At 45.0% G+C, this 20793-nt stretch carries 17 protein-coding genes; 5 read left to right on the top strand and 12 right to left on the bottom strand.

Annotated features, from left to right (window positions below; all coding sequences use genetic code 11):
• Positions 1-67: 67 nt before the first annotated feature.
• Positions 68-754 (bottom strand): response regulator, encoded by a 687-nt coding sequence (locus BCU12_RS22320; protein WP_102406864.1) that lies wholly within the window; start codon positions 752-754, stop codon positions 68-70.
• Positions 751-2367 carry a sensor histidine kinase gene (locus tag BCU12_RS22315; protein ID WP_102406862.1) on the bottom strand — a complete coding sequence of 539 codons (1617 nt, stop codon included), beginning with the start codon at positions 2365-2367 and terminating at the stop codon, positions 751-753. Before BCU12_RS22315 ends, BCU12_RS22320 begins: the two co-directional genes overlap by 4 nt.
• Positions 2368-2718: 351 nt before the next feature.
• Here BCU12_RS22315 and BCU12_RS22310 point away from each other — a divergent pair, with 351 nt between their 5' ends.
• The 5 genes from BCU12_RS22310 to BCU12_RS22290 all read left to right on the top strand — a co-directional run bounded on the left by BCU12_RS22310 (position 2719) and on the right by BCU12_RS22290 (position 10654).
• Complete coding sequence (locus BCU12_RS22310; RefSeq protein WP_102406860.1) at positions 2719-2934, top strand: hypothetical protein; 216 nt, start codon at positions 2719-2721, stop codon at positions 2932-2934.
• 300 nt (positions 2935-3234) lie between these two features.
• Positions 3235-4272 carry a two-component system response regulator gene (locus tag BCU12_RS22305; protein ID WP_102406858.1) on the top strand — a complete coding sequence of 346 codons (1038 nt, stop codon included), beginning with the start codon at positions 3235-3237 and terminating at the stop codon, positions 4270-4272.
• Between the two features lie 20 nt (positions 4273-4292).
• Positions 4293-7958, top strand: a complete 3666-nt coding sequence (locus BCU12_RS22300) for a response regulator (RefSeq protein ID WP_102406856.1) — start codon at positions 4293-4295, stop codon at positions 7956-7958.
• A gap of 137 nt (positions 7959-8095) precedes the next feature.
• Complete coding sequence (locus BCU12_RS22295; RefSeq protein ID WP_102406854.1) at positions 8096-8701, top strand: DUF899 family protein; 606 nt, start codon at positions 8096-8098, stop codon at positions 8699-8701.
• A gap of 333 nt (positions 8702-9034) precedes the next feature.
• A complete protein-coding gene (locus BCU12_RS22290; RefSeq protein WP_102406852.1) occupies positions 9035-10654 on the top strand; it encodes a mechanosensitive ion channel domain-containing protein in 1620 nt (539 codons plus the stop codon).
• Between the two features lie 108 nt (positions 10655-10762).
• Here the strand turns inward: BCU12_RS22290 and BCU12_RS22285 are convergent, their stop codons facing one another.
• From BCU12_RS22285 to BCU12_RS22240, 10 genes are all read right to left on the bottom strand, one after another.
• Positions 10763-11962 (bottom strand): hypothetical protein, encoded by a 1200-nt coding sequence (locus BCU12_RS22285; RefSeq protein ID WP_157939899.1) that lies wholly within the window; start codon positions 11960-11962, stop codon positions 10763-10765.
• 8 nt (positions 11963-11970) lie between these two features.
• Positions 11971-12594, bottom strand: coding sequence for an energy transducer TonB (locus BCU12_RS22280; RefSeq protein ID WP_102406849.1), 624 nt, complete (start codon positions 12592-12594; stop codon positions 11971-11973).
• Positions 12594-12998, bottom strand: a complete 405-nt coding sequence (locus BCU12_RS22275; protein ID WP_102406847.1) for a biopolymer transporter ExbD — start codon at positions 12996-12998, stop codon at positions 12594-12596. The genes BCU12_RS22280 and BCU12_RS22275 overlap by 1 nt, the downstream gene beginning before the upstream one ends.
• The gene (locus BCU12_RS22270) at positions 12995-13528 is read right to left on the bottom strand and encodes a MotA/TolQ/ExbB proton channel family protein (RefSeq protein WP_102406845.1); all 534 of its coding nucleotides are present in this window, start codon (positions 13526-13528) and stop codon (positions 12995-12997) included. Before BCU12_RS22270 ends, BCU12_RS22275 begins: the two co-directional genes overlap by 4 nt.
• Positions 13528-14901, bottom strand: a complete 1374-nt coding sequence (locus tag BCU12_RS22265; protein WP_241909896.1) for a MotA/TolQ/ExbB proton channel family protein — start codon at positions 14899-14901, stop codon at positions 13528-13530. The genes BCU12_RS22270 and BCU12_RS22265 overlap by 1 nt, the downstream gene beginning before the upstream one ends.
• Positions 14902-14924: 23 nt before the next feature.
• Complete coding sequence (locus tag BCU12_RS22260) at positions 14925-15716, bottom strand: DUF3450 domain-containing protein (protein WP_102406841.1); 792 nt, start codon at positions 15714-15716, stop codon at positions 14925-14927.
• Positions 15717-16170: 454 nt separating this feature from the next.
• The gene (gene fhuB / locus BCU12_RS22255; RefSeq protein ID WP_241909894.1) at positions 16171-18180 is read right to left on the bottom strand and encodes a Fe(3+)-hydroxamate ABC transporter permease FhuB; all 2010 of its coding nucleotides are present in this window, start codon (positions 18178-18180) and stop codon (positions 16171-16173) included.
• 14 nt (positions 18181-18194) lie between these two features.
• Positions 18195-19190, bottom strand: coding sequence for an iron-siderophore ABC transporter substrate-binding protein (locus tag BCU12_RS22250; RefSeq protein WP_102406839.1), 996 nt, complete (start codon positions 19188-19190; stop codon positions 18195-18197).
• Positions 19184-19951: an ABC transporter ATP-binding protein gene (locus BCU12_RS22245; protein WP_102406837.1), complete on the bottom strand. Its 768-nt coding sequence runs from the start codon at positions 19949-19951 to the stop codon at positions 19184-19186. The genes BCU12_RS22250 and BCU12_RS22245 overlap by 7 nt, the downstream gene beginning before the upstream one ends.
• Positions 19944-20666 (bottom strand): siderophore ferric iron reductase, encoded by a 723-nt coding sequence (locus BCU12_RS22240; RefSeq protein WP_133153912.1) that lies wholly within the window; start codon positions 20664-20666, stop codon positions 19944-19946. Before BCU12_RS22240 ends, BCU12_RS22245 begins: the two co-directional genes overlap by 8 nt.
• Positions 20667-20793 lie beyond the last annotated feature (127 nt).

Here is a 20793-nt window from a genome sequence, read left to right as displayed (position 1 = left end):
CATTGACGATAACTTTGAGGAAATTGGCTTGTGTGCAGCCCTTACACGTAATCTGATGAGAGCTTTGCTAACGCGCTATCTTTTTGTAACTTCTTTCAGGCCGACCAACGGTTCCATAATTTAGATCGGCTTCTAATTCACCTGAGCTAATCAGGTACTCTAGATAACGACGTGCTGTTGTGCGACTTGCGCCTATACTCTCTCCTGCTTCGTCTGCGGTTAAACTTACCGGGGTTAGGAAGAGATTGCGGATTTTATCTAAAGTCACGCCATCTATACCTTTAGGCAGTCGCTGTTTTTGTTGTTCGGACGAGGTGGAAGACTGAAGCATTTTATCGACCAAGTTCTGATTGAGATCGTCTGCTCTATCAAGTTGATTCTTCTGGTCTTGATACTTTTTAAGCGCTGCTTCAAGGCGTGGAAACATGACTGGTTTCAGCAAGTAATCCACAACGCCACCACGCATGGCTTGCTGAAGTGTGTCTACATCTCTTGCGGCTGTAATTAGAATAACGTCGCAACCTTGGTTACAGCCCCTCACCTTCTGCAATATATCTAAACCAGTACCATCTGGAAGATACACATCGAGCAAAACCAAATCAGGTTTCAGTATATCGAGCTGCATTTCTGCTTCTGTCTTTGAAGTCGCAATACCAATAACCTCAAAGCCTCCCATTTGAGCTAGGTAACGATGATGCAGTTCCGCAATCGCTATATCATCTTCGATGATCATCACTCGTGTAGGCTTACTCATCGTTGCTCTTCCTTAGGTAGATAAACAGTCATCCTTGTGCCGAATTCCTTATTTTCGCCCATTTCCAATTGTCCATAATATTTTAGGGTAAGCTGGTTCACTAAGTGAAGCCCAACTCCCCTATTTTGACTCGCCTTTGTTGATATGCCTTTCACGAGCAGTTCTTCATTGGAGACTTCTTTTGGTAAGCCAACACCCTGGTCGGTCACCTCTAATATAACTTCACTTCCGTAATCACTGATTGAAACCTCAATCACGCGACGTTCTTGACTGATTAACTGACCCTCACCAATGGCAGACATTGTGGCGTCAAACGCATTATCGATAATATTGCCCAAAATGGTGACAACATCACTTGGATCGACTCTTTCAGGCAGCACTTCTAGTCTTGAGCCTTCTTCAACAACAAGCCCAAGGCCCAGCTCACGTGCTCGTTCTGTTTTACCTAGTAACATACCGGCAATCAGTGGTTCTCGAATGGTTTCACGTAAGAACTCAATCAAACTTTGATAATGGGCCGTCTCTTGGCCAATCAATTTTTGAACCGAATCTAACTCCCCCATTTGAACCATGCCACTAATAGTATTGAGTTTGTTTCGATGTTCATGGGTCTGCGAACGAAGCATTTCTGCATAGGCCTTTGTTTGTGAGAGCTGCTCACTAAGAACATTGATCTCATCGCGAAGTCTGAAACTCGATACCGCACCCACGACAATACCATCAACGATTATTGGGCTGCGGTTAGCGATGAGTTTCTTATTATTAAGGAATATGTCGATATCGTGGTCAATTTTACCCGTTTCTAGCACCACGGACAGATCGCTATCAGGCAGAATTTTAGTTAATGGCTTGTTCAGCGACTTCTCTTTATCAATGCCTAGTATGTCGCATGCGCTCTTATTGATTGATCTCAGGTTACCCTTTGCGTCAATGCCAAGAATCCCTTCTTTGATGGTACTCATCGTCACATCAAGTTCGACATAAAGGCGACCGATTTCTTCAGGCTCAAAACCTAAAATTGCCCGTTGGAAGCGACGCGAAACGTAATTTGAAATTATCGCATTGGCCACAACAACCAAAAATGCCATAGCGAGAAGAAAGGCTAAGAAGGGTTCAACTCGGTCTTCTAGTCGATCAATCAAATACCCAACGGACACAACACCAATGATGTTGCCTTTATCATCAAAAACCGCCGCTTTACCACGAACTGAATACCCAAGTGAGCCTTGAGCAAATGAAATGTAGGCTTCCCCATGAGTCAACGCTCGAATGTTGTCTCCGCCCTTCATAGGAAGACCGACCCGTTCATCAATAGGGTGAACGAGTCGAATACCATTATTATCGCCAATAACGATAAACGCCGCCCCTATCATCGTCGTTAAATCACGAAAACGTTCCTGTTTAACGTTGTTTCGATCGGCAATGACGCGTTGTACGTAAGGAGAGCTTGCAAGAAACGAGGCAACACCAAGTGCCTTCTGGCCCATCTCTTCTTCCTGTGCATGCTTAATATAAACAAATCCAGCCGCTACCAAGATAAGCAACTCAAATAGCCCAGAAAACGTCATAATGATTAACATACGTTTTCGAAAGCTAATACGACTCCATTTCATTCATACTCTCCTTTGTCGTTGATAAAACTAACACTTAATTAACAAAAAGAAGACATCAGTGCGTCATATCTGTGAAGGAGACTCACCGCTTTGCCGTTCAAGCCGCCATAATCTTGAAACACGTGAAAACATATAAAACTAAATGCATTTAATTACTTGATCTAAATCACATCGAATTTAGATTATTTTTTATACAGCCGCTGCGATTCTGAGTATAATTTAATCAGCCTAATTATTATTTGGGCTAGGCTCTCTGCAAAAGCCTAATCGTCGAAAGTTAACAATAAAATCAAATCCGCTTTTGACTATAGTCAACGCTATCCGGCTAGGATAAGTTCAGAGGAAAGAACGATGAAAAAGGACGTTTTTGGGATTTGCCTGTCCAAATCCATGCTGTCGAAAAACCTCAATACAACCTTTACCCACGTTAGGGCTTACGAAGCGCTGGACACAAACAGCGAAATCAAAGTAGCACAAGCTTACCCTCAACTCTCTGGTAAAGAGGTTCTCAGCTCGATGAGAGATTCAAAAGAACTCTTATGGCGAGCCGAGTTTAGCTGTATGTGATGACGATACCGAAGAGCAAGCCTTCTGCGTTTGCATCATTGGTAGTTGTTCACCACACAAATCGCGCCCCTTCAGCATTTTGTTGAAGGGGCGCTGTTTTACTCATGTTTATGCTTAAGCCCTGCTCTATATCTTCTTTAAACTGTGGCCTCGAACCGACAATTCAACATAATTATCAATATAAGATCGCACTTGCATGAAAAATAACTATTATTCTTAATATCAGCGTAGACGTGATACGCAGCAAAGCATTAAGAAAAAATGCATATTAAATTAGGAAGTTAAAAGGATTTAACACGTATGCAAAACGAAAGCGAACAAAAGCCAGTCATTCTAGTTGTCGACGATATTCCAGATAATATTCATACGCTGTCTGGCATTCTTTCTGACCAATTCAAAATTAAAGCGGCCACGAGTGGCCAAAAAGCAATTCAAATAGCCAACACAACACCTAAACCACACCTCATCCTTCTGGATATTATGATGCCCGGAATGGATGGTTATCAGGTTTGCCAAGAACTAAAATCAAACCCACTGACCTCAGACATTCCAGTCATTTTCGTTACCGCAAAAGCAGAAGTCGTGGATGAACAAAAGGGGTTTGAACTCGGCGCTGTTGATTACATTACAAAGCCCATCAGTCCTCCGATTGTGAAAGCGCGTGTTCAAACTCACATCGCGCTGCATAACCAGAATCTAGAGCTGGCCGTTAAGGTTAAGAAACGTACAGAGCAACTTGAGAAAACTAGGCTTGAAATCATTCAACGCCTTGGGCGCGCTGCAGAATACAAAGATAACGAAACGGGCATGCACGTTATCAGAATGAGTCACTACTCCCGAATTATTGCCGAACAACTTGACGTCAACGAGCGTTGGAGAGAGCTTGTTTTTCAGGCATCCCCTATGCACGACATCGGAAAGATTGGGATCCCAGATTACGTATTAGGTAAGCCAGGAAAGCTGGATGCCGAAGAGTGGGACATCATGCAACAGCACGTTAAGATTGGTGGTGACATTATTGGTGAGAGCGACTCTTTGCTCCTTCAAATGGCTCGTGAAATTGCCCTTTACCACCATGAAAAATGGGACGGCAGTGGTTATCCTCACGGCACGAAAGGGGAAGACATTCCGCTCAGTGCGCGAATTGTTGCTATCGCCGATGTGTTTGATGCACTCACCAGTGAGCGTCCTTATAAAAAAGCATGGCCCATTGAAAAAGCCATCAGCCTCCTTGAAGAGGAAGCGGGTAAACACTTTGACCCCAACCTAGTCCCAATATTTGTTAGTAAGCTCGACGATGTTCTCGCCATTCGTGACTCTCTCAAAGATGTAATGTAACAACCAAATAGGGACTATTGATGAATCAAGTTCACAACTACGCTCTCGATTCGAAGCGCATACTTCTCGGCTTTATCCTTGCGTCCATATTGCTGTTCACCTTTGGAACGGTGGCGTGGATGAGCCTTAATGATAGGTTCAATACAGTAGACAGTTACGCGACTAACGCCCAAATAGTCTCGAGTTTAGGCAACATAAAAATAAATGAACAAAGCTACATTCGCTTGAACGACAAAGAAGTCGCTCAGGAGATCTTAGAGTTGCTCGATCATACTCAAAACTTGGCAAACACAGCGGTCACGCAAGGGCTGAATGAGCAAGTATTAGCATTGCTAGAGCAGTATCGATCTCAATTCAAAAGCTTTGTCGAAACAGATTCTTTCCGAAGAAAAACGAAAGAAACCATGTCACAGATCGCGGATGAAGGCACCATCACAGTTCTAAAGTCATTAAAAAATCAAAAGCTAGCGATCGAAGAAAGTGTCGCTCAAATCGAAATACTTCGAGACAAAGTAGGGAAAAGTACTCGAAATGCAATTCAAGCCCATGAAATAGTAGGGCTAATAGCTAACAGTCTAAACTATGAGAAGTCCTATATCCTTGAAGGTAATCTTGAGTTTTTCCGTAAAGCTCAGCTGGAACTGCAGGTTACGAACTCTAACCTGAATCAATTAGAAAATACGCTTAAAGACCAAGCCAGCCTCGATAAAGTGAGCCTTATCAGAAACGCCTATAACCGTTACCTGTCTACGTTTACTCACCTTCGGAGTTTAAAAAACGTCAGCGCTCAACTTAAAAAGAATATTGTTAAGCAAGTCGACCTGGCTGGAGCGGAATTCTCTCGCGCAGCTCTTGCGCTGCGGTCGCATCTCCAAGACAAACTCGCTGAACAGCAGAATGAAGTCTCTAAAATTCAGCACGAAATCAACCACAGACTAACGCTAAATTCAGGGCTTTTATCTTTACAAGAAATCAACACGAACATAAAAAAATACTATCGTGACTATGGGTTTTCAATAAATCAACAAACCCAAAACAGCAATGCGGCCCAAATTGAGACACTATTAGCCCAGGCTCTGCGTTTGCTCAAAGACATTGAGCCGCAGTTGGACAATGCCAAAGAAGTGCAAACAGCTTTGGAACTCAACACACAAATCACACGGTATACGGACGCATTCCAAAAACTCTTTGAGCTACGCCAGCTGGCCAATAGCAGTATCCATGAGCTCAATGTTAGCTATGCCGACCTAACAAAACTCACGAACAACGCGTATCAAACCCAACAGGACACGGTCGAAAGTTCCGATAATATAACGACCTACCTCGCACTGGGTGGCGGCTTCTTTCTGGTTACGCTCTTGCTCTTAGGCTTACTTGCTAATAAATCTCATGCTGCACTAGAGCGATTTGCTGAGCACTTGTCGCTTGCCAGAGATGAAGCGGATTCAGCCAACCAAGCCAAATCAGATTTCCTTGCAAACATGAGTCATGAAATTCGAACACCAATGAACGCCATCATTGGTATGAGTTACCTTGCTCTAAAAACCGACCTCACCAAAGCACAACGCAACTACATTCAGAAAGTAAAGCTGTCATCGGATTCTCTTCTCGGCTTGATTAACGACATTCTTGATTTTTCCAAAATCGAGGCAGGAAAGCTTGATATTGAGAACGTTGATTTCCACTTAGAAAATGTGCTCGATAACATTTCAAATTTAGTGGGACTTCGCGCATCAGAGCGTGGGTTAGAACTGCTCATTCATATAGACAGAGACGTCCCTACAACCTTAATTGGTGACCCTTTAAGGCTGAGTCAAATACTGATTAACCTCGCCAACAATGCTGTTAAATTCACCGAGAAAGGTGAAGTTAAAATCGCGATCAAAGTTCTGGAAAGAGAGATGGGCAGCGATGAAATTAGGCTGCAATTCGATGTATCAGACAGTGGCATTGGCATGACTCCGGAACAAGCATCTAAATTGTTCAACAAGTTCACGCAAGCGGACAGCTCAACCACCAGAAAATATGGTGGCACTGGTCTTGGGCTCGCCATCAGTAAAGAGTTAACGCATTTAATGGGCGGCAGTATTTCGGTTGAAACAAAAGAGAACAAAGGCTCAACCTTCACTTTCTCAACCAAAATGAAAGTGAGTAAAACGCTAAAACAAGAATCCATTGTTGTCCCTAAAAATCTAGACCACCTTAACGTTCTCATCGTCGATGATAATGCGAGTGCTCGCCTCATTGTTAGTGAAATTCTACATTCCCTCAACTTCCATTCAGCTTCGGCTTCCAGCGTTGAAGAAGCAATCACCCTACTAAACGCTTCGAATGACTCAAATGCTAGCCAGTTTGATCTGATTATTTCAGATTGGCAAATGCCGGGGAAAGACGGGATTGACCTCATCGACACCGTCGTTAACCATCTTGAGCTAGCCAATGAGCCTAAAATGCTCATGCTCACCTCTTATGGTAGAGAAGAACTTGCAGAGGCCCTCAATAAGCGTCAGCTGCCCGCTCTCAATATTCTCGACAAACCGATTACCTCATCGCATCTGTACGATGCCATCGTTAACCTGTATGGCATTGAATCAGAGCGTGTAAGTCGAAGTGATGTCCAAGAACAGAATCAACTTGCGAACGTTCAGCATTTAGCGGGTGCTAATTTGCTGCTTGTTGAAGACAACGAAATAAACCAAGAGCTCGCTGTTGAATTACTCGAAGGGCAGAAAATCAAGGTGACCATTGCTGAAAATGGTAAAGAAGCAATTGAAAAGCATCAGACTTTCGATTTCGATGGCATATTGATGGACTGCCAAATGCCGGTTATGGATGGGTATGAAGCCACCGCCTGGATAAGAAATGAGTTGGATGACAACAACATTCCTATTATTGCGATGACTGCGAATGTGATGGAGCGGGACAAAGAGAAAGCAAAAGCCTGTGGCATGAATGACATCATCGCCAAGCCTATAGATGTGGGTGCTATGTTCAGTACGTTGGCTCAATGGATCACCCCAAAAAATCCAACCCTTTCTTCTGCCGCAAAGAGTCAAACCTCACCTGTTAAAAATACAACGCCAGAACAACGCACTTTAGATGAGAAAGCACTCTTAACCCTAGAAGGGATCGATACAGAGGCGGGACTGACCAGAGCCAACAGCGACATCAATTTGTACAAAAAGCTTCTCAAGCGGTTTGTGGATAGCTATCAAAATCTAGACATAGTGTCGGAGTCGCTGGAGTCAGGCTCTCAGGAAGACGTAAAACGCTATGTGCATACGTTAAAAGGTGTTGCTGGTAATATTGGCGTATCTAAATTGCAGGCAAGCTGTGAAAAACTAGAAGCGGATACGGGCAATGAGGCGCTCAAACAGCACATGATGGATCAGCTAAAGGCCACTATTTCTCAACTCATGTTATCACCAATATTGAGTGAGTCGTACGCGGGCCCAGCCACAGCAGACAGTGCCGAAAACGCCAACAGTCATGCCTTAGATCACGAACTGCTTCGTTCACTTAAACAAGCCATTGATGACAACGACACGGAAGCGCTAACTCTCGCAGACAGTATTGAACGTAGTGCACTTGTAGGTCTTACAGAACAACAACTCATTCAAGTGAAAAACGCACTTGAAGAGTTTGACTTTGATCGTGCACTTGCAATGCTGCCTGAAGAATCTTAGCGCTTAGGAAGGGTAAATTATCGACAAGCCTCTACACATCCTAGTGAGCAGATTGAGCTACGCTTAAGAGCAAGAGTTCGCTTAGCTAGCCACTGCATAACCAGCCAGTGTTTAATCTGCCACAGAGAGGTATCACCATGTCCACATCCGAGATACAAGCGCTAGAAAGACAAATATTCGAGCTCAACTCGAAACTCATTGAGTTACGTAAAAGTAACTCCGCTCGAGAAGAAGTGGCCGACTACCCTTTCGAAACGCTGCAAGGACCCATATCTTTAAGTCAGCTATTTGAAACCAAAGATACGCTGCTTGTGATTCACAACATGGGTCAAGGCTGCCGATACTGCACACTTTGGGGAGATGGGTTTAATGGATTCATTCCACACTTAGAATCCGTCATGTCCGTAGTAATGGTTTCAAAAGATACACCCGCAGATCAAAGACGCTTTGCATCATCACGAGGCTGGAATTTTAGGATGGCTTCTCACTCTGGCGGTCAATACATCCAAGAGCAAAGCGTTATGGAAGGCGAAAGTAACATGCCCGGTGCCGTTGTGTATGAACTCATCGATGGCAAAATTTTCCGACAAAGTAGCGCAATTTTCGGCCCCGGTGATCTTTATTGTTCAATGTGGAGCCTTCTTGGTCTGGCTGGAATGAGCGCCTCAGATTGGACACCCCAATTTTCGTATTGGAAAAGTCCAGGTACACTTGATGATGGTGGTGAAAACCTTCCCGATTAACCCAATCTAAAGCGTCAAAGGTGTACTGTTAAAATTCAGCAAAAGAAACGTTCCCTGCGCCATGTTCGCCTTGCTATGAGAGAAAGTGAAATAGTAAGGCAACACACTTCATTCTTGTGAGAGGTACCAAATATGCAAATACTTCTCCGTAAACCATGCCCCTTATAATTACACCTTCAATACGAGTTAAGCCATTCATTCAGCAGGAATATTACTAAATTAACTCTCAGCTAATAACTGGCCGTGATCATCCCGACACATTTGAAACAATCAAAGGAAAGCTCTTTATTACCTGCTACTTTTAATTAAGTGATCATGACCTCAAGGTGAACTATGCCCTCCTATTTTAAAGCCTCTATCTACACGTTTTTATTGCTCTTTGTTTCATTCTCTTCCTTTGCAAATATCGATAAGCTTGCCTCGAGACAGCAAAGGCTGACAAATGACTTAGTCGCGTTAACCGAAGCACACGTAAGTGAACAATCATTCTTGGAGGACATTTTAAGACGGAAAAATGAAGCACTCCGAGAACAAATTGCTCAAGAAGTATCGTTAAACACTGAAGATAAACGCATTGACCAAGTGATATTAGAGCAAATCGCTTTACTAGAATCCCTTATCGATCTCAGCAATAGCAGTATTGAAGGCATAGCTAAGCAGGCGCGCGACACCAAAGGGGATGAAAAAATAGAGTTCGAACTGATCGTACAGAAACGAATCGGCGTTATGGACATCTATTATGAGCAGCTATCCACTACCTTTGGGCTTGCAAAACAAAGGAATCTCGAGGTCGCGAAGCCTATCGCGAAGTTGAAAAAAGAACTCAAAAAGAGAGCTGAGTTTTTGTCTAACGCTATCCTGTACATTGACTCAACTAAGAAAGAAGTCGAACGACGGATGACTTTCGTAAGTGAGACTGAAAAAGCGACACTGACTCAGGAAATCATACGGTTCAACGAACGAATTGCCATGACAGTTATCAGCTTGCAGTCTACCGTCTCATTGATGGAATCATTAGGCGTCGACACGACCGATTTCAAACAACTGCTGCTTGCCACTACCGGAGACATCAATGCCGATGTGCTCGATGTTGATGTGGCGCTTGGATTGTTTGAAGAGTGGCTAGAGTCTTTCAAAATATGGGCTTTTGAAAACACGCCATCAATGTTCCTTAAACTGTGCCTGTTCTTAGCCATACTTTATGGAACAAAAACGCTTGCAAAAGTTGTAGGTAAAGGCGTACAACGCAGCGTAAAACATTCAAAAATGGACTTTAGCGTCTTAATGCAAGACTTCTTTGTATCGGTCGCATCTAAAGCCGTCATCTTTGTCGGGATCCTCATTGCGCTGTCACAGATTGGTATTGAGTTGGCCCCGCTACTCACCGGTTTCGGTGTAGCTGGCTTAATCATTGGTTTTGCTCTACAAGACACCTTATCCAATTTCGCCTCAGGACTCATGATCCTGATTTATCGACCGTATGATGTAGGGGACATGGTGAAGGTTTCTGGAATACAAGGGACAGTAAAAAACATGAGTCTGGTTTCCACCACCGTTCAAACCATAGACAATCAGCGTCTTGTTATACCAAACAACAAGATTTGGGGTGATGTCATCAACAATATTACGGCCGAAACCACCAGACGTGTCGACATGGTCTTTGGTATTGGCTATGCCGATGACATAGACAAAGCTAAGGTTGTGCTTAACGATATTTTAGCCAGTGACGAACGCATCCTCAGTGACCCAGCTCCTATGGTCAAGCTTCACACTCTTAATGAGTCTTCGGTGGACTTTGTCGTCAGACCTTGGGTCAAAACAGAAGACTATTGGGATATTTATTGGGATGTCACAGAGAAAGTGAAGAAACGCTTTGATGAAGAAAACATCACAATTCCATTCCCGCAACGAGATGTGCATATCTATCAAACCGGAGGGGAAAAATCCTCTTAAAACCGACAACCTGATTAGCACTTAATGTGAAAACAAAAGTAAAAGAGTCGACCTCAATAGTCGACTCTTTTTTATGTAGGCAAGGAGCCTTAAAATTCAAATACTGGCTTACAGTTGCTTGCTGAGTTCCTCTTGCTTGGATAAGTACGCAACCCAATGTTCGCTCTCGTCTGTTGACTCAAAACTTCTCGCCTTCTCTGCATAAGTTAGCGCCAGCTTAAGTTGCTGAGTGCGATAAGCCGATTGCACTTTCGCAAACATCATAATAGAACTGAGCTGCTTTTCTGGAATTTGTTCAAGGGCGATGAGCGCTGAATCATAATCTCGTTGACTCAAGAACAATTGAGCAACGTTCCAATGATATTTAGCATTGCGCGTTGCGGCGAGTTGCCAATATTCAACCGCTGTCTTCCACTGTTTAGCCTGCTGCCAAAGCTGTGCCTGTCGAACAATCGTATTCATATCCGTCTTAGCGTCGTCAAGCAATGCGAGGGTCTGCGCTGATTTGAGAGGGATACCTTGAGTGGCATAAAGCTGAGCAAGTAGTCTTACTTCATGCTGACTAAGAGGGATTCCCTGAAGTCTCGACAGTGTCAGCACATTGAGTGCGGAATTCGATCTTTCTCGGCGAATTTCAATACTCACCAACTGCTGCCACCAACGAGCGTTGTCGGGTTCTAACTCAATCAGTAGGCCCAACGTATTCGACGCACTTGACCATTTCTTTAACTGAAACTCCGCACCCAATCGCATCGAAAGCATCGCGACATCCAGCCTCGGTTCAAGTGTCTGATACTGTTTAACAGAGTTCAGTACATCAGGCCATTTTGCCAATTGATAGTAAGACTGAGTAATACGCAACCAAGTCATCTCATTGGCATGTCCTGAATTGACTAAGCGAAGGTAAAAGCCCAAGGCTTCTTCAAACTGCACATTAGACAAATAAAGGTCAGCCAACATCTTTGTTGTATCAACGGTTTGCTCTTCATCCAGATTGCCGCTCTCTACTGCAAACCTAAGCTGTGCAATCGCCGCTTCAATTTGATCATTCTGCCAATAAAATACACCCAGCATTCTCGCGACAAACGCTTTATCGTAATCTCGGCTGGTTGAAATGCTTTCTAAGAGTTCAATAGCCTGAGTAAGCTCCCCCTCGAGCGAATGAACGTGTGCGCTTTGAACCCGTTGCGCCGTAGAATGGCTCAATTCATTCGCTGCTGCATTTACGATTGGCATAACAGTTAAAGCGGCAAAGAGCACCGCTTTGCCTATGATTCTATTGCTCACTGGCGCCGTTCTTTTATTCAACTTTATACTCATTGAGACAACCTAAACTCCAGCTTTACGGATTGACCATGCTGAACAACCGCTTTCTCATTTACCACTTTCGGTTGGTATTTCCAACGCTTTAGTGCACGCATCGCTTCTCGTTCAAACTGCCTTGGAGGATCGGCCTCTACCACTTCAATATCAATCGGACGCCCCAATTCATCGATGGAAAACTGCATAATGACATAGCCTTCAAGCCCTCGTCGCAATGCTCTTGCAGGATAAGCTGGCTCGACTCGGTGCAGTGGCATTGCATTTTGATCCATACTCACTTCGCCAATGGAAGGTAAAGAGAGTTGCAACCCTTGAACCGAAGTCGCCATCTCTAGAGCGGGCATCTCTAAAGCACTATGCGACATATCTTGAGACTGAACCTGCTGACGAGACAGCGGTGCTTGTGGCGGCGGATCTAACGGATCTGGTGGCTCAGGAACACTGCGCTTTCTTCTTTGCGTCAGAGACTCCTCTTCCATCATTACCATATCGAATCGCAGTGGCTCAGATTGCTGCGCTGGTTGCGCATGCTTTGGCTGAACCATCCAAGCCATAAAGCTAAATAGACCAAATGCAATCGTTAAAGCGAGCGGTGTCGCGATCATCACACGAAACATTAAGACTTCTCCGCAGCCAACGCGATGTTGACGACTCCTGCCCCTTTCGCCGCGTCCATCACTTTCACAACCGTGCCATTGTAGGCTTTCTCGTCAGCTTGAATAACAAGCGACGCTTCCGGCTTTTCAAGTAATAAATGCTCTAACGTGGCTTGCACGCGTTCCACATCAATCAAACGTTTATCAATGAAGATATCGTTGGCCGATGTAATCGCCACGAAAATACCGGCGTCTTTTTGGCTCACAACATTCGATGCCTGCGGCCTATTCACTTCAACACCAGACTCTCGAACGAATGAGCTTGTCACGATGAAAAAGATCAGCATTATAAAAACGATATCGAGCATAGAGGTCATATCGATTTGCGCGTCTTCTTGCTTGGATTGGCGACGGCCTAATCTCATCGTTGACTCCTTAAAGATTGTTCTAATTTTAACTGTGTGGTTTGACACGCTTTCGTTAAGCGTGAATGGACAAACACCCCTGCAAGTGCCGCAACCATTCCGGCCATAGTCGGCAGCGTTGCAAGAGAAATGCCTGACGCCATCAACTTTGGATCGCTGCTGCCTTGAGTTGCCATGACATCAAACACTGAAATCATTCCCGTCACCGTACCTAACAAACCTAGCATTGGGCATATTGCCACCAATACCTTGATGAGGTTGAGATGTTGATACAAGGCTAGATTGGCTTGAGACACCCATCCATCTCGGATCGCTAACGCATGCCAAGAGGCATGTTCTTCTCTTTGCTGCCATGCTTTGATCCAGTGCTGCTTCTCTTTCGGAAAAGACCACACCAGATAGATCACTCGTTCAGCAACAAACAACCATGTCACGACGACAACCGCAGCCAACCACCATAAGATCTGTCCGCCTTGGCTCATAAATCCAAGCACGGCGTCAAATTCGAGTCTTGCTAACACCTCTGTCATTACGCTGGTGTCTCTTGAAGCTGTGCGCCTTTAGAGAACACTTCGATTTGATCATCGCGCTCTGCCTGCTGTGCAACAAGGCCAATCCCCTGCTTCTCAAGAATATTTCGAATGTTCTCGGCTTGAGTACTCAAGATGTTGTGGGCCAGAAGTAACGGCATCGCGGCAACTAAGCCTAGAACCGTTGTCATCAGTGCCATTGAAATACCACCTGCCATCACTTTAGGGTCACCATTACCAAAGAGTGTGATCACCTGGAAAGTTTCAATCATGCCTGTTACCGTACCCAACAAACCTAGCATTGGTGCAAGTGCTGCAAACAACTTAAGCATGGACAACCCTTTTTCCAAATGGGTTTGCTCATCCACCACCGCTTCCAATAGACGCAATTCTAATGCTTCTACTGTTCGATTGTTCTCTTTGTTGTAGACAGAAAGAATTCGACCCAATGGGTTATTCCCAATGTGTTCTGGATTTTTAAGTTGCTGACGAATTTTGACCTGTGCAATCGCTAAAGCCAGCCCGCGATATAATGCAATGAGTAGTCCAATCGCGAGTAGACCAAGAATGACCTTACCCACCACACCTGCGGCTTCAAGTCTGTCTTGAAGCGTAGGGTTGAGTTCTCGCTGTGACAAAATCACCCCACGTGAAGGATCGACTTCCCATACTTGAGCTTGGTTAGCACCCGAATCGCTTAATATCGATTGAAACGCTGAGGCAGTGGGTACTAGGTTGGGTTGATTACTATAAAGTACAGCGCGCTCTCTTACACTGTCCCAGTTTAAGTAACCCTGATCACCGACCAGAGCAAAAGCGCCAACTCGGAAGGCCTTTTCGTTATTCACTTCACCATTTAAGGCGACAACTGGCACTTCAACAGAAGACAAACGCGCACTGGCATCAATCTGCTCGCTTAGGCTAAGCCACAAGCCCGTTAATTCAGGCATCGATGGCAAGGTTCTCGCTTCTATGATGGTGTCCACAAATGAAGAGTAACGATTGGCGTCGATCGCCGTAACCGACTCTTCTACATTCGGTTCCATCTCTTTTGCTACTTGTCTAACAACACCAAATAGTTCACCGAGACTTCCTGTTTCCAATCGAAGGTTCTCTTCAAGTCGAGCAAGCTTATCCTCGTTATTACTGAATAACTCCGCTAACTCATCCGTACGGTTTTGCTCGTGCTCAATCTTGGTTTTCAGTTCCGCTTTGATACGGGAAAGCTTCTCTTCCGTCATTTCAAAAGAACGTTCACGATCTTCATCTTGCTTCTTCTGTTGACGATTATCCGCTTTGGCCTTTTGCACTAAACCTTGTTCAGCTTGAACAGGAGCAACATAGGCACCGCTAAGCGCAGTGGAGAGTAACATGACTGATAATGTAAGCGCCTTCATTATAAAGCCTCCTTGCGGTCAGTCAGCACATTCGACGACGGTTCAAAGGAAAGAGGGATAGTGAGTAGGCTTGGAGCCGTTTGGTTATTCGCCATTTTAAATGCTGAATCAAGTTGTTTATTGTGAGAAGTGCTGACCGTGTTCCACTGCTTGTTCACGCGATCCCAAGTCCAGTATTCTGAACCAGAGCGGTTACGTGCAATCAAAGAAATACGGCCAAGATAGAACATTTCCGCATCAATAACCTGCCCATTAGAGAGTGCTATTTCGCCAGAGTAGACGCCAAGCTTGGTGCCGTAATCGATCTCTATTTGATACGCTTCAAGGATTCGACGGTACTTCTCAGCGTCACTGACATCAGATTGGCGCATCATATCCGTCAATCCGTTAATACGCTCTACCCTTGCCTGTTGGCGAATAGGGCTATCGTTATCAACGATATGCTCCAGTCCTTCAAGCATGCGATACATTAAAGGAACAACGCCTTGTCTCGTGTCTTGAATTTGGTCAATTTGCTCTTCTAGACTGACCGCCTCAAGCTGTTGATTTGCGACCATAGACTCAAGGTGTTGACGGTATACTTGTAAGTTTTTCAACTCTTGTTCCAGTTGCTCTATATCCGTTCTTAATTGTTGAGAAGAATCGAAGCTATTATCAATCAACTGTTGGCTTCGAGCGGCACTCTTGTGTGTGTCATTTTGTACCGCGGTTGCGTCGGAAAGCGTGGACGCTAGACTCGAGCAAGACACTGTGGTTAACACAGCTAGGCTGCACGCTCTAATTAATTTCATACCTGAATTTCACTTTAAAAATATCACGTTTATCGAGTAGTTGTTGTTCACACAACAAACTGAGTAATGGCACATCAATACTAGCAATAAAAGGCGGGTAACTAAGACTTAAGCTACCGCTTTCATTCAAATTTGTTCACTGCATTTCGCTTAATGCTAATGAGAAACAATACCATTAAGTTAATGTATTGAAAACGAATAAATACCATTTTCACCCTAACAATTCTTGTTGACCCTCTTCTCCACCTTTGGCGCTAACATACTGTAATCATTGATTAACGTTAGCTTAACTAATGTCTCAATTGTAACAACTGCCAACGCATTATAGACAATCACGTTACTGGAAATCTAACGTGCTCAAACGAGAACTCAAAAGTGAATGAATCACTGAAGCTGATGGCCTTTTTACATGGCAACCAAACAACGTTGACACTCACTTTTCTCAAGGCGGAAATTAGACAACAGATTCAGTCTTACGACCTTTCAACAGCAGCAATAGGAAATAACTCCCACCAATAACCGATACGATGGTACCCGCCGCTATTTCAGATGGGTAGCGAATGGTTTGCCCCAACCAATTGGCGACGAGAAGCAATGTCGCCCCAAGTAGCATAGCCACTATGAGTTGTTCTTTCGCCCGCTTTGCGCCAAGCATGATCGCCATGTGGGGCGCTAATAAGCCGAGGAATCCTACCGGGCCCATAGCCGCTGTAGTGGCTGCGCAAATTAGAGCGACCAATACAAACAAAATAATAAACGCCATTGGCACATTCACACCTCTTGCCTTTGCAAACATTCGGCCTGCAGACAACATCGTTAGCCAGCGATGTGTCGCCAACGCCAAACCACACATCATCAGCATAGCAATGAGCAAACTGACTGCCATACTAGGGGTAACTCTATAAGTCGAGCCTGCTAGCCAAGCAAGAATGGTAAAGCTATTTTCATTGCCTTTCGCTAACGTAAATTGAACCAAAGCATCAATTAAAGCAGTCAACGAGATCCCCGTTAAGATCAGCATTGATGGTGCGTAGTGATTTTTTCTTCCCAATACCAATAGCAACACCAGCACCGACATACTGCCAAAGAATGCGAGCTGTGGCGCTGATTCAAAAATATTCACGCCCACAAAAATACTGGCCGCTACCAAAACCAACGTTGCCCCGGCCGATAACCCTAGAATATCAGGGCTTGCTAGCGGGTTATAAATGAGTCGCTGCAATAGAACCCCTGCTGCAGCTAGCCCAGCACCCACACAGATTGCCGTTAATACACGTGGCCAAAGTAGGCCCATTGCAAACGCATCGGGAAAACGAATGACCCATGCTACAACGCCATCTGCACTGCTTCTTGTCACGACAAACGCCACCAGTAAGCTCATTAGCAATAGACCGATGAGCTTTAAATACTGGCGCGATGTGAAAACAGTGTTGGTCTTGGGTAGCGAGATGGACACTTGATCTTGGGCTTTGAGTTTGCGCCGAGTGAAGAATATTAACGCTGGCGCACCGATGAGTGCCGCTGTCGTACCACTTGGAACCATATCAAGGGTGAAATTGCCAATGAACATGGCAAACCAGTCTGTCGCGATAAGCAAAGCCGCGCCAAGCAAGGTACTCATTACCAGTTCACTTTGAGGGGTTCTAGCACCCACCGCACGCGCGATATTGGGCGCTAACAAACCAATAAAGCTAATCACACCAACGACACTGATCGAAGCGGAAACCAGCCATAGACTAACGGCCAAAATAAGAACAAAAACGGGCACTATGCTTAAGCCGCGAGCCTTAGCCGCACTCTGACCAATACGCAGCAGCGCCAGAATTCTTGGTGCAAACACAATCAGGAAAAACGCAGGAATGAGTTTAGGCGCTAACCAAAGCACATTTTCCCAACCATTTTGACCAAGATCACCGGCCCCCCATACAAACAGGTTCCTTGCATACTGGTCATGAAGAAGAATGATGGCCGTTGCGATAGAACCCATCAGAATGTTGGTTGCCATGCCCGCCAAAATGATCGGCAACCCTGATAGGTTCTTCAAACCAACAATCGCAATGACAAGACCAAACGTTAACATCGAACCCAATAAGGCCACGAACAACGAATATTCTGCCATAGCTAATGGGAACCAAACGCTCCCTATCACCATAGCTAACCATGCTCCGGCCGACGTACCTAGCGTTAATGGGCTCACTAAATGGTTCTGAGTGAGCTGTTGCAATACGCTCCCAACAAGCCCTAGAGCGCCACCAACCATCAATGCCATGACAAATCGAGGCAACGCAGATTGGGTGAACACGATGGATTCAAAATCGTCGTAATCATCAAAGTTCAACGACAACGAACCCAACAGATTTAGCTGCTCAAATATCGATAACTCGGTCGCCCACCCGAGATGACCAAGACTCAATGCAACAATGCTAACCAATAGAAACAGAGACAATGAATAAGTTTTCAACACGAGTTTACTCTACCTTATTCTTTTGCTTCGACAGGCGCGATGGCTAACAGGCTTTCGGTTATCGCTTCAGCGGTATAAAGCAACGACATGGCTCCACCGTAATTCCAAACCGGCTCTACGCTGTTAATCCGCCCACCTCGAACAAATGGCATCGCCTTCCAAAGTACAGAGCGGTTAAGTTGCGATTCCTGGTCAAACGGCTTGAAATACAGCGCGACACCATCACCCACATTCTTAAGTTCGTTTATGCGTAGTTGCGTTACTCCCCATTGAGTCGCCGGTTTTTCAATGGCGGGTTCAAACCCTAACCGTTGCAGCACATACTGCGTCATTGAGTTATCACCATAGAGGTAAACGGCGGTTGTACTCGCAAAGCGAAAAGCGCTCACTTTAGGCTTTCCATCTGGGTAGGCGCTATCGAGCTGCAACGACATTTCAGTAAACCGTGACTCCATTGACGTGAGTTTCGCGTCTGCAAAGTCACTTATTCCTAGCGACGCGGCCAACAAACGATAGTTGTCAATGCTGGCCTGTGCATTATCGTGTTTGTCACTGTAGGTATGGTAATAGAGCACCGGAGCGATCTGCTCTAGGCGTTCCTTCAAATCCAACTGAGGTGAAGCAATAACGATGACATCGGGATTCAACTCCGCCAAGCGTTCAAAATTGGGCTCGACTCGTGTACCAATGTCTTCAACACTAGGATCAACCGCAGGTTGCACAACCCACTCTTGGTAACCCGCGATATCTGGCATCGCGATAGGCGTAATGCCAAGTTCGATGACCTGTTCAGCAATATCCCAGTTTAATGCCGCCACTCGTTGTGGCACTGCTTCTAGGGTATGCACGCCAACACTATCTTCCGCGGTGTGTTGAGCACTGACAACACATGAGAACAGTGCCGTAGTTATTGCTATATTCAGTGCAATCAATTTCCCCACCCAATGAAAAACCGAGGTGTTGAACTTTGCTGATGGGGTCAATTTTCTTAACCTGTTTGTCTTTAACATACGACCGCCACCTTATGGTTTTGCGTTGGGTGCGCTATCAACTTAACTGACGTCGAATACAACTCGGACAACATTGCTTCATTGTGTAGAAGCTTGGTTTCCCCTTGGAAAAACACCGAGCCCATTTTCAATGCCACAACACGACTCGCGTACTTAAGCGCAAGGTTCAAATCATGGATAATGACAATGATGCCTTTCCCCGTTTGCTCGTTGAGGTCTTTTAAAAGCTGCATGAGTTGATATTGATGTTGAATGTCTAACGCTGAGGTTGGTTCATCTAGGATCAAAATGTCAGATTGCTGGGCAAGCAGCATCGACACCCACGCCCGCTGCCTTTCACCGCCCGACAACTGCTCTGCAATCGTATCGGCATACTGGGTAACGCCAGTCATTTCCATGGCTTGAGAAATCAGCTCTGTATCTTGATCATTCCATCGCCCAAAAACACCTCGCCAAGGGTAACGACCCAGCCTGACTAATTCTGAGACACTTAACCCCGCGACTTCAGGTAACTTTTGCGGTAGGTAAGCCACACTCTTGGCCAGCTGTTTCGGCTTATAGTCATTGACCAACTTGTCGTTCAACCATACCGATCCCTTTTCTGGAGAAAATTGATTCGATAGCAAATTCACAAGCGTCGATTTCCCTGAGCCGTTATGGCCGAGCACAACGGTAAATTGGTCGCTTTCAATGGTTAAATCGGGAATAGATAGGATGTTTCGCCCATCTCGAATCACCTCAATATCACGTAATTTATACATGGGATCTCTTTCGTTGTTTATCTTCAGCAACTCGCTGCTTTGGGCAATCGGCGCACAGCTCACCGTGTTTTGTTTGGGTGACCAAACAGCAGCTTTTTCGCGTGTAACTTAATGGGGATTCGACAGAAAATCCTTTTATCGTTTGCTTTGGCAATTGGAATGCCTCTAACCAAAGTTTCGCGTCTTCAATGACATCATCCCGTTCAAATGCATCAAAATGATGATGGACTTTCATTAAAGACATCAACAGGAAGTCCGCCATTAGCTGACGACTGAACCCAGGGCGACAACGATAAAGAACATCCAGCTCTTGCTGCCAATACATGACAATGTCACCTAGCGTCTGCCCTACTTCAGCAATAAGATCCGCTTTGTCTCCTCGACGGCATTCGCTCGAGTCGAAATGAAACCCGGATATCAGACCATTGCGATAGTTCTGACTCATTGATGAAAAATCGGGGATCATGTTAAAGCCATAGACACCAATGAACGCCAAATAGATAGGCTGCCAGCTGAGCAAACTAAAAGTGCGTGTTAAGAAATAAGCGTGCTTAGCTTCCGGGTGAAGACGTGATATCTCTTGATACATCTTGGTAAGCAACGCACTGTTGTCGTCATTCACAAGCAACATGCCCGTCTCAGCAGGCGCTACTTTACCGTTCAAATAAGGCGTTACTTGCCTCGCAGCGTCCATCAATTGTTGAATGTCATTCAAGCCGTCTGGGTCCTTTCTCTCTTTATCTATACTGGCTTTTCAAATTGCGCACCTAAAGGTCTGCATCTCTCAAAACCCAATACGCATCTGAAAAAACGAAAGCAGCCTACTTTCTTTGCAGGCTGCT

Source organism: Vibrio sp. 10N.261.55.A7 (assembly GCF_002877365.1).
In the GTDB taxonomy this organism is placed as follows: Bacteria; Pseudomonadota; Gammaproteobacteria; order Enterobacterales; family Vibrionaceae; genus Vibrio.
This window is presented reverse-complemented; position numbering and strand designations above follow the sequence as displayed.

What these genes read in the sequence shown, in the direction of transcription:
- BCU12_RS22320 (WP_102406864.1), bottom strand. Translation starts at nt 754, where the DNA reads ATGAGTAAGCCTACACGAGTGATGATCATCGAAGATGATATAGCGATT.
- BCU12_RS22315 (WP_102406862.1), bottom strand. Translation starts at nt 2,367, where the DNA reads ATGAAATGGAGTCGTATTAGCTTTCGAAAACGTATGTTAATCATTATG.
- BCU12_RS22310 (WP_102406860.1), top strand. Translation starts at nt 2,719, where the DNA reads ATGAAAAAGGACGTTTTTGGGATTTGCCTGTCCAAATCCATGCTGTCG.
- BCU12_RS22305 (WP_102406858.1), top strand. Translation starts at nt 3,235, where the DNA reads ATGCAAAACGAAAGCGAACAAAAGCCAGTCATTCTAGTTGTCGACGAT.
- BCU12_RS22300 (WP_102406856.1), top strand. Translation starts at nt 4,293, where the DNA reads ATGAATCAAGTTCACAACTACGCTCTCGATTCGAAGCGCATACTTCTC.
- BCU12_RS22295 (WP_102406854.1), top strand. Translation starts at nt 8,096, where the DNA reads ATGTCCACATCCGAGATACAAGCGCTAGAAAGACAAATATTCGAGCTC.
- BCU12_RS22290 (WP_102406852.1), top strand. Translation starts at nt 9,035, where the DNA reads ATGCCCTCCTATTTTAAAGCCTCTATCTACACGTTTTTATTGCTCTTT.
- BCU12_RS22280 (WP_102406849.1), bottom strand. Translation starts at nt 12,594, where the DNA reads ATGTTTCGTGTGATGATCGCGACACCGCTCGCTTTAACGATTGCATTT.
- BCU12_RS22275 (WP_102406847.1), bottom strand. Translation starts at nt 12,998, where the DNA reads ATGAGATTAGGCCGTCGCCAATCCAAGCAAGAAGACGCGCAAATCGAT.
- BCU12_RS22270 (WP_102406845.1), bottom strand. Translation starts at nt 13,528, where the DNA reads ATGACAGAGGTGTTAGCAAGACTCGAATTTGACGCCGTGCTTGGATTT.
- BCU12_RS22265 (WP_241909896.1), bottom strand. Translation starts at nt 14,901, where the DNA reads ATGTTACTCTCCACTGCGCTTAGCGGTGCCTATGTTGCTCCTGTTCAA.
- BCU12_RS22260 (WP_102406841.1), bottom strand. Translation starts at nt 15,716, where the DNA reads ATGAAATTAATTAGAGCGTGCAGCCTAGCTGTGTTAACCACAGTGTCT.
- BCU12_RS22250 (WP_102406839.1), bottom strand. Translation starts at nt 19,190, where the DNA reads ATGTTAAAGACAAACAGGTTAAGAAAATTGACCCCATCAGCAAAGTTC.
- BCU12_RS22245 (WP_102406837.1), bottom strand. Translation starts at nt 19,951, where the DNA reads ATGTATAAATTACGTGATATTGAGGTGATTCGAGATGGGCGAAACATC.